5 protein-coding genes are annotated in these 7928 nt (G+C 73.5%); 4 read left to right on the forward strand and 1 reads right to left on the reverse strand.

The features are described 5' to 3' along the window. Positions 1 to 1094 (forward strand): trypsin-like peptidase domain-containing protein (locus NBX02_RS22305; protein WP_250292990.1); only part of this gene is annotated, 1094 nt, incomplete at its 5' end. A gap of 324 nt (positions 1095 to 1418) precedes the next feature. Next, positions 1419 to 3014 (forward strand): RNA polymerase subunit sigma, encoded by a 1596-nt coding sequence (locus NBX02_RS22310; protein WP_250292994.1) that lies wholly within the window; start codon positions 1419 to 1421, stop codon positions 3012 to 3014. 279 nt (positions 3015 to 3293) lie between these two features. On the opposite strand, the gene NBX02_RS22315 is transcribed toward NBX02_RS22310, so the two are convergent. Next, complete coding sequence (locus NBX02_RS22315) at positions 3294 to 5405, reverse strand: copper resistance CopC/CopD family protein (RefSeq protein WP_250284703.1); 2112 nt, start codon at positions 5403 to 5405, stop codon at positions 3294 to 3296. A gap of 636 nt (positions 5406 to 6041) precedes the next feature. On the opposite strand from NBX02_RS22315, the gene NBX02_RS22320 reads away from it, so the two are divergent. Further along, positions 6042 to 7268: a hypothetical protein gene (locus NBX02_RS22320; protein WP_250292997.1), complete on the forward strand. Its 1227-nt coding sequence runs from the start codon at positions 6042 to 6044 to the stop codon at positions 7266 to 7268. 5 nt (positions 7269 to 7273) lie between these two features. Next, the coding region (locus tag NBX02_RS22325; protein WP_250292998.1) for a hypothetical protein at positions 7274 to 7928 on the forward strand (655 nt) is incomplete at its 3' end.

Below are 7928 nucleotides of genomic sequence, written 5' to 3' on the forward strand. Positions count from 1 at the left end.
GCAGGCTCTCGGCCGGGGTGGGCGGCGGCGTGGGGGCGCTGGTGGCCGGCAACAACGACAACGGACAGACCGTGGTGTCCTCCGGCGGACTGCTGCGCAGCACCGACAACGGCTCGGGTGGCACGTCGCCGGCCGCGGTCGGCACGGTGTCGGCCGCGGCGCAGGCCATCCTCCCGAGCGTGGTCACGATCTCCGCCGCCTCCAGGAGCAACGAGGGGAGCACCGGCTCCGGGGTGATCATCCGCCAGGACGGCTACATCCTCACCAACAACCACGTGGTCTCCGACGCCGCGCGCGGCGGTTCGCTGAGCGTGAGCACGCAGGACGGCAAGGACTACAACGCGAAGATCGTCGGTGCCGACCCGAGCTCCGACCTCGCAGTCATCAAGATCGAAGAAACCGGCCTGAAGCCGGCGACCTTCGGTAACTCCGACGCGCTCGCGGTCGGCGAACTGGTGGTCGCGGTCGGCAGCCCCCTCGGCCTGAACGGCACTGTGACCTCGGGCATCGTCAGCGCCGTGCACCGGCCGGTGCGGACCGGCGACACCGACGTCCAGGACAGCAACGCGGTTCTCGACGCCATCCAGACCGACGCCCCGATCAACCCGGGCAACTCCGGCGGCCCGCTGGTCAACAGCAGGGGTGAGCTGATCGGCATCAACTCGGCGATCGCCACCGTGGGATCGGGCGGCCGTGGTTTCGGCGGCCAGCAGCAGTCCGGCAACATCGGCGTCGGGTTCGCGATCCCGGCCAACTACGCCCAATCCATCGCCGAAGAACTGATCACCGGGGGCGCCGCGAGGCATCCGTACCTCGGGGTCAGCGCGTCCACGGCGGGCGCGGGCCCGTCCGATCCGACGGGTGAGGGCACCGGTGCCACCGTCGAGAACCTGGTGGGCGACGGGCCGGCGCAGCGGGCCGGGCTCCAGCCGGGCGATGTCATCACCAAGCTGGGGGACCGCCGGATCACCAGTGTGGACGGCCTCATCGCCGCCGTGCGCTCACATGACATCGGCAGCAAGGTGACGGTCACCTACACCCGCAACGGCCAGACGCAGACCACCGAGGTGACCCTCGCCCAGCAGCCGTCCTGATCACTCGACGCCACGGAAACGGCCGGCCGGGAGCCGCTCCCCTCCCGGCACCGGGCGGCGGCCCGAGGGCCGCTCCCGCACTGCCCTGCCACCAGCCGTCCCGCCGCCGCCGGTTCGTCGGCGGTGGCGGGACGGCGGTGGGGGGACGGCGTGGATCAGGCCTGGCGCGTTACGAGTCCGTCATGTGACAACAAAGTTTTCCCAAGGTTCCGCATGAGATGACCGGGACGTTCTACCGTAAAGAGTGATGGTGATATCACTCCGTCCGTGTCAGAGCACGGCTGCGACGGGAATCACCGATGGGGGATCCGGGAGAGTGCACTGATGGACGGCGGCATCGACCACACCACCTTCGGCGGGAGGCTGCGACCGGAGCGACCGGCAGTCGGCGCCAACGCTGACATCGACGCCGACATCGACGCCGACATCGTCATGCGGATTCGGCATGGCCAGCGGCAGGCATTCGACGATCTCTACGACCGGTACGCCGACGACGTCTTCTCCGTGTGCCTGCTGATCCTTGGCGAGCCGACCGTCGCGCACGCCGCCGCGGGCACGGCGTTCGCCCTCGTCGCCCGTAGCCGTCTCAGCCCGCTCAGCGATCCCAGCCGGCTGCACTCGTGGCTGCTGGAACTCGCCCGCGGCAGCTCACTGGCCTGGTCGGGCTCGCCGCAGGTACAGGCAGCCCCGGTACCGCACGGGATCACCCCCGAGGAGATGCTCGCCGCGACCCGGATAGTGGCGGCACCGGCATCCCTGCGGGAGGGGCTCGCGCGCACCTTCGACCGGGCCGCCGCGGCGGCCACCGCCCGCGACATCGCCGCCCGCACCCGCTACCAGGCGCTCGGCTCCGGCCACAACAGCACAGCGGTCATCCCCCGCGACGCCGTGGATGGCCCCGCCGGCCCCGTCCACGCCGCCGGCCCCGCCGGCGCTGTCGGTACCGCCTACGGCGCCGCCGTCGGTACCACCTACGACGGCGCGGCCCACGACGGCGCGGCTTACAGCGATGCGGCCTACGACAGCGTGGCCGCCCCGGGCCAGCCACCGGCCCACACCGAGCCGGCGGGCATCGACAGGACCTTGGCCATCAGCCCGGCGAGGGGCCAGAGCGCCCCGCCCGTCCCAGCCGGGCCGGGCCTGGGCGGGACGACGGGCCTGGGCAGGCCGGGCCAGGGCAAGGCGGGCGCGGTCGTGCCGCTGGCGCCCGGGTACCCCGGCGGGGAGCCTCCGGAAGCCGGATCACGCTGGCGCAGCCGGCCGGTCGCGGCGGCCGCCGCATCGCTGCTGGTCATGGCCACGGTCGGTGTCGTCGCCGTGGTCAACTGGCCCACCGCGGCGCCTGGTACCACCGCCGGCCGCCCCGGCACCGCCGTGATCACACCGAATTCGTCCGGTGAGGAGCCCGGCCGCTTCTCCCCGGATCCCTCGCCCGCGTCCGGATCGTCGGGACCGATCGGCTCCGCGGTGGGTGGTCCATCCGCCCAGCAGCCGTCCGCCCAGCGCACCGGGCCGGCCACGTCCGACTTCGGGCAGCCGGCCGGGGTGGCGCTGGTGTCGTCCCAGCTCTCCCTCGACGACGGTGCGCTCCCCCCGGCCGGCGCCACCGGCCCGGCCGCTCCACCGCCGGTCAACGCCCCACCCACGACGATCGTGGAACCACCCCAGCCGACGGCGACGGCGACGGCGACGGCGACCCCGACCGGGCCGGTGCCCACGGCAACCATCAAGCCAACCAGCCCCGGCACTCCGTCCAGCAGCGCCGGGACCGGCCCGCCCGTGGGCAGCCCGACCAGCCCGGGCGAGACGTCCACGGCGAATCCGTCGATCAGCGCCACGGCCGCGGGCCCGCCGGCATCCGGCGGCCCGGCGGACGGGGAAGAGCCCGCGACCACCCGCGCACCCCTGGCCTCGGTCTGACCCACCAGGATCCGGTCATCGCCCGGCCACCGCGCCGGCCACGGTGACGTGGTGTCACCACGCGGCCTCCCCGAAAATCATCCCGGCGGCCATGCGGGAAAACAAGGGACTGGGAAACAGCCGCCGTGACGGCCGTTTCCCACCCTCTTGGCGTTCTCCCGGCAGTTCCTCGGCCGCCTTCGTGACCCGACAGCGGCCGGTCACGAATCGTCCGGTCACGAGTTTCCGGCCGGTTCCGGAACGGCTCCGCGTCACCCGGCCGGTTACCCGGCCGACGCGCTAACGGACCCGGTAGAAGAGGGTCGTCACATACTGGTCGAAGTCGTTGACGCGTAGCGTCAGGCGGAGCTGCCAGATGCCCGGGAGCGGGACCTGCATGCCTTCAGCGATCACATGGCCGGGCGCCACCCGGGTGAGCGGCACCGGCAGCGGGCCGACACCGGCGTCCGGTAGTGACAGCGCGGCCGACGCGTCGGCGAGCGGCTGCGCCTTCCCCGCGGGACCGAAGACATAGACGTGCAGGGTCTGCGGACCACGCCTGGTGGGGGTGATGTCCACCTGGACGGTCAGCGGCCCGGCGAAGACCGTGTCGGAGAACGGGGGGACGTACGACGTCCGCGCCGGGACGGAGTTGACCAGCACGGCCGTCACCCCGAGCACCACGGCGGCGATTCCCGCCTCGAGGACGACCCCGCGGCGCAGCCGCGCCAACGCGCCCTCGCCGATCCGGGGACGTGGCGGCGGGGCCGGCGAGAACGCGTCCCCCGACGGGCCGACGGCAACATCATTTTTTCCGCGTGCCGCCGGCGGCCCGGCTGCCCGGCCTGTCAGCAGGCCGAGGAGGGCGCGGCCACGACTCACGTGAATCCCGGCTTCCCACCGGGCCGGCGGGGCGGATCCGGCGGATCCGGAAAGCCCTGGCCCACGGTCCGCGGCCCGGACGGCCACGCCCACAGCCGTACTCCCCCGGCTGCCCCCGGCCGCTCCCACGGCGGCACCCCCGGCCTCGTTGCCGGCCTGCTCCCCGGCCTCGTTGCCGTCCCCATTGCCGGCTCTGCTGCCGGCCCCGTTGCCAGCCTGGTCCGCGGTGGCGTCCGCGGCCGGCACGGCGCGGGGCAGCCGGTACTGGCGCGCGATCCGGTTGTGCCCCAACCAGCCGAATCCGATCATCATCGCCACGAACCAGAGCTTCACCAGCAGCAGACGGCCGTAGGTGGTGTCCAGCGCCGAGAGCGAGCCGACCTCACGCCATGCCTGGTAGACGCCGGTCAGAACGATCACAATGACAGCAGCCATCGCGACACGTGACCACTTCGGCAGGACCTCGGCGAGTTCGGCGGCCCGGGCAGCCGGCACCTCGACGTCGTCGCCGGGAGGCTGCCGGCCGTCCCGCGAAACGCGCCGGGAGGTGGCCCACAGAAAGATCACAAGGACCGTGAGGCCGCCGCCCCAGGCCGCGACACCCAGCAGGTGCAGGGTCAGGTTGGCAGTCGCCAGCCACGCGTCGTCACCGGCGCCCGCATGCCCGGCCGCGCTCTGGGTCACCGTGGCGACAAGAGCGAGCCCCGCCAGCTCCAGCAGGGAGCGCCGGTGACCCGCCATGACCGTACGCAGCAGCGGTACCACGAGCAGCAGCGCGAGGATGCGCAGCAGCACCAGATGCCCGTATCTGCCGTGCAGGGTGGCCGACAACGCATCCCAGCGGAACAGGGCGGACAGGCCCTGACCGGCGCCGTACGGCCCCTGCAGCAGCAACAGCGCGACGGACGAGCCGAAGGTGGCCCCCCACCCCGCCCACAGCAGGCGCCGCGGGCCTGGCAGCCCCAGCCCGGCCGGCCACAGCGCCAGCAGGAACAGGCCCGCCCCGACCAGGACGGCGAGCCCGGCGAAAGCGGCGAAACGGGCGACGCCGGCCAGCACGCCCACAACCACCGAGCCACGGGCGGTCGTGGGCACCGACGCGGCCGCCGCCGCGTCCGGTGCCACTCCGACCCCGAAGAAGAAACCGCCGGAGACCGGGTGGCTGTCCGCGGAGACCACATGCCAACTGACCACGTACGTTCCGTTGTCGATCCCGGGACGGATCCCCACCACGGCCTCGTTGCCGGCCTGCCCGTGCCGCGCGGCACCGTCGTCCACCCGCTGACCGGATGCGGAGATGACCGTTATCGAGCCGGCGTTCACCGTGACCGACTCACTGAAGGTCAGCGTGACCCGCGACGGCGCGGCCGGCTGGCTCGACCCCCCGGCGGGGTCGCTGCCCTCGAGCACGGCATGCGCGGACGCCGGCACAGCCGTCCCGACGACGGCCACGAGCACGGCCGCGAACAGGAAGCCGAGGCGACGCGCGGTACGCCGCCAACGCCACCCGGCGCCAAACCACGGTGACACGCCGCCACCAGCCGGGGGCCGAAGCACCGGCCCTGCGCCAGCCGGGGGCCGGCGTAGCGGCCCTGCGCCAACCCGGGATCGGGCCACAGGCCCGATGCCGGTCCTGGACCGGAACACCGGCCCGATACCCATCTGGAGCCGAACCACTGGCCCAGTGTCCACCCCACCGCCCGCGAACGACGACGACGCCGGAATCCGCGGCCGGCCGCGGATTCCCATGGCCGCCCCCGGCAGCCGGTCTGCCGGGCGCAGGTCTGCCGGGCGCAGGTCTGCCGGGCGCAGGTCTGCCGGGAGCCGGCGACCGCTCCGGCCGGGAACGCACCGCGGGAATCCCCGTGGCGTTCCCGGAAACCTCGAAGCCTTGCGGGGACATCCCCCGCCCGTCGGCGACTTCCGGGCGTGCCGCGCCTTCCGGGGCCCTCCGAGCACTCTTTCAAAGATCTATAAATCCACTTCCCGTGGGCCACCGAGCGGTTTTCCGTGATCTCCCTGGGACGAGGAATCACCGGCTCCCGCTCATCGGCCGGCTAGAATCCGGCCATATGAAGACCGCGCGCCCATGAAGGCCCCGTGAACGCCGTCGGCGAAAGGCTGGCCGGCCGGGGCCGGCCGGCCAGCGTGTCACGGCGTGCGCTCGTGCTTCTGGGTGCCGTGGCCTGCTGGCTCGTCCTTGCCGCCGGGCCCGCGCAGGCGCATTCCGTCAGCGGCGCCTCGGCCACGAACTTCCGCACCACCGTGACCGGTCCGCAGCCCCCGGTGGACGGCGTCAGCCTCGTGCCCGTGGAGAACGGCAGCCGGGTGCGGCTGACCGTCACCGGTAACCACACGGTCGTCGTCAAGGGGTACGACGACGAGCCCTATCTGCGGGTGGATTCCGCTGGCGTCTGGCAGAACACGCTGTCACCCGCCACATATCTCAACCGCGACCGGTACGGGCCGCCCGGCACCGCCCCAGCCGGCGACAGCGGGGCCGCCAAGGCCGCCCCACGCTGGGAGAGGATCGCCGATAGCCGGACCATCGTCTGGCATGACCACCGCGCCCACTGGATGGGCACCCAGGATCCGCCGGCCGTGCGGGCCGCCCCGGGCCGCTTCCACCAGATCTACGCCTGGACGATCCCCCTGACCGTGGACGACCAGGCGGTTCTCGCCACCGGCACCCTCGACTGGGTTCCCGGGCCGTCGCCGGTGCCGTGGCTCGTCCTCGCCGTGGCGACCGCCGCCGCGACCGCCGCCAGCGGGCTGTACCGGCGCCGCGACACCGTGCTGGCCGTGGCCGTGACAGCGATCGTCGGCGTGGACGTCACCCATTCGGCGCTCATCGCCTGCTCCCGGGCCAGCGGCCGGCTGTCGGGGTTCGTCTACGGCAACATCGTCGAGATGGCCGCCTGGCTGCTCGGGCTGGCCGCGGCCGTCCTGCTGGTACGGCGCGCGAGCGCGGGCCGCTACCTCGCCGGGAGCGCCGGCTTCGTCATCGCCGTGACCGGCGGTTTCGGCGACCTGGATGTGCTGTACCGGTCCAGCGCCCCGATCGCCGGGCCGATGGGCCTCGCCCGGACGCTGACCGCGGTCACCATCGGTATCGGCCTCGGCCTGCTCGGCGCCACGGCGCTGGCGTCCCGCCGTCGCGCGTCACGCGGACCGTCCGGTACGGGCCAGGGCGGCCCAGAGCGAGGCGGGACGAACCAGGACAATACCAGCCAGAACAGCGCCGGCCAGAACAGCGCCGGCCAGGAAAGCCACCACAGCGGCGACGCGGGACGGGACGGCCCAGAGCAGGCCGGCCTGCCGCACGACGACCTGCCGCACGACGACCGGGAAGCGACCGACATGCTCCCCGCTCGGCGGGATGTGGCAGGCTGACCACCGTGAACGCGCGCACGGCGCCGCCCGCCGTCGCCAGGACGCCCGCCGCCGGAACAGCCGCTGTCGCCGGGACGGCTGCCGGGCGAGGCATGCGCGCGTCCGTCTTCGCCGGCTCCTCGGTCTGCCTCGCCGTGGCGGGGCACACCGCCGCCGATGGTCACCGGCCGTCGATATTGATCATCCTGGGAGCCCTCGGGCTGGTCACCCGCATCGCGTACGGACTTGCCGGGCAGGAGCGCCATGCCATCGCCGTGCTCGCCGGGGTCGGCCTGACCCAGATCGTCCTGCACGCCACGTTCTCGATCACATCGCACGACGCGGTCACGGCACATGGCGCCAGCATGGCCCCCGACGCGGTCCTGCACGACGGAGCCGTGATGAGCGCCATGCACGCCGTGGCGGCCGGGCTCGTCGCCGGCATGCTCCGCCATGCCGAGAAGGGGCTGTGGAACACGAGCGTCCTGCGGTCGGCGGCCGCCCGGTTCGGGACGCTCACCCGTCATGCCGGCAGGCTGCTGCGGGCCGTCCACCGGTTCGCGGCGCGGTGCGGCCTCCCGCTCACGATCGGGCCGGCGGCCACCCACGCCCCCGGCATGCCCGGTGGGCGCCCGCTCGCCGTGGCCGCGCCATCGGCGTCCATGGGCGGCTGCCTGTTCG

Origin of the sequence: Protofrankia sp. CiP1_Cm_nod1, assembly GCF_920888515.1 — a bacterium.
Lineage (GTDB): Bacteria > Actinomycetota > Actinomycetes > Frankiales > Frankiaceae > Protofrankia.

Excerpts from the sequence above, each read along its gene's own strand:
- NBX02_RS22310 (WP_250292994.1), top strand. The coding sequence starts at position 1,419 with ATGGACGGCGGCATCGACCACACCACCTTCGGCGGGAGGCTGCGACCG.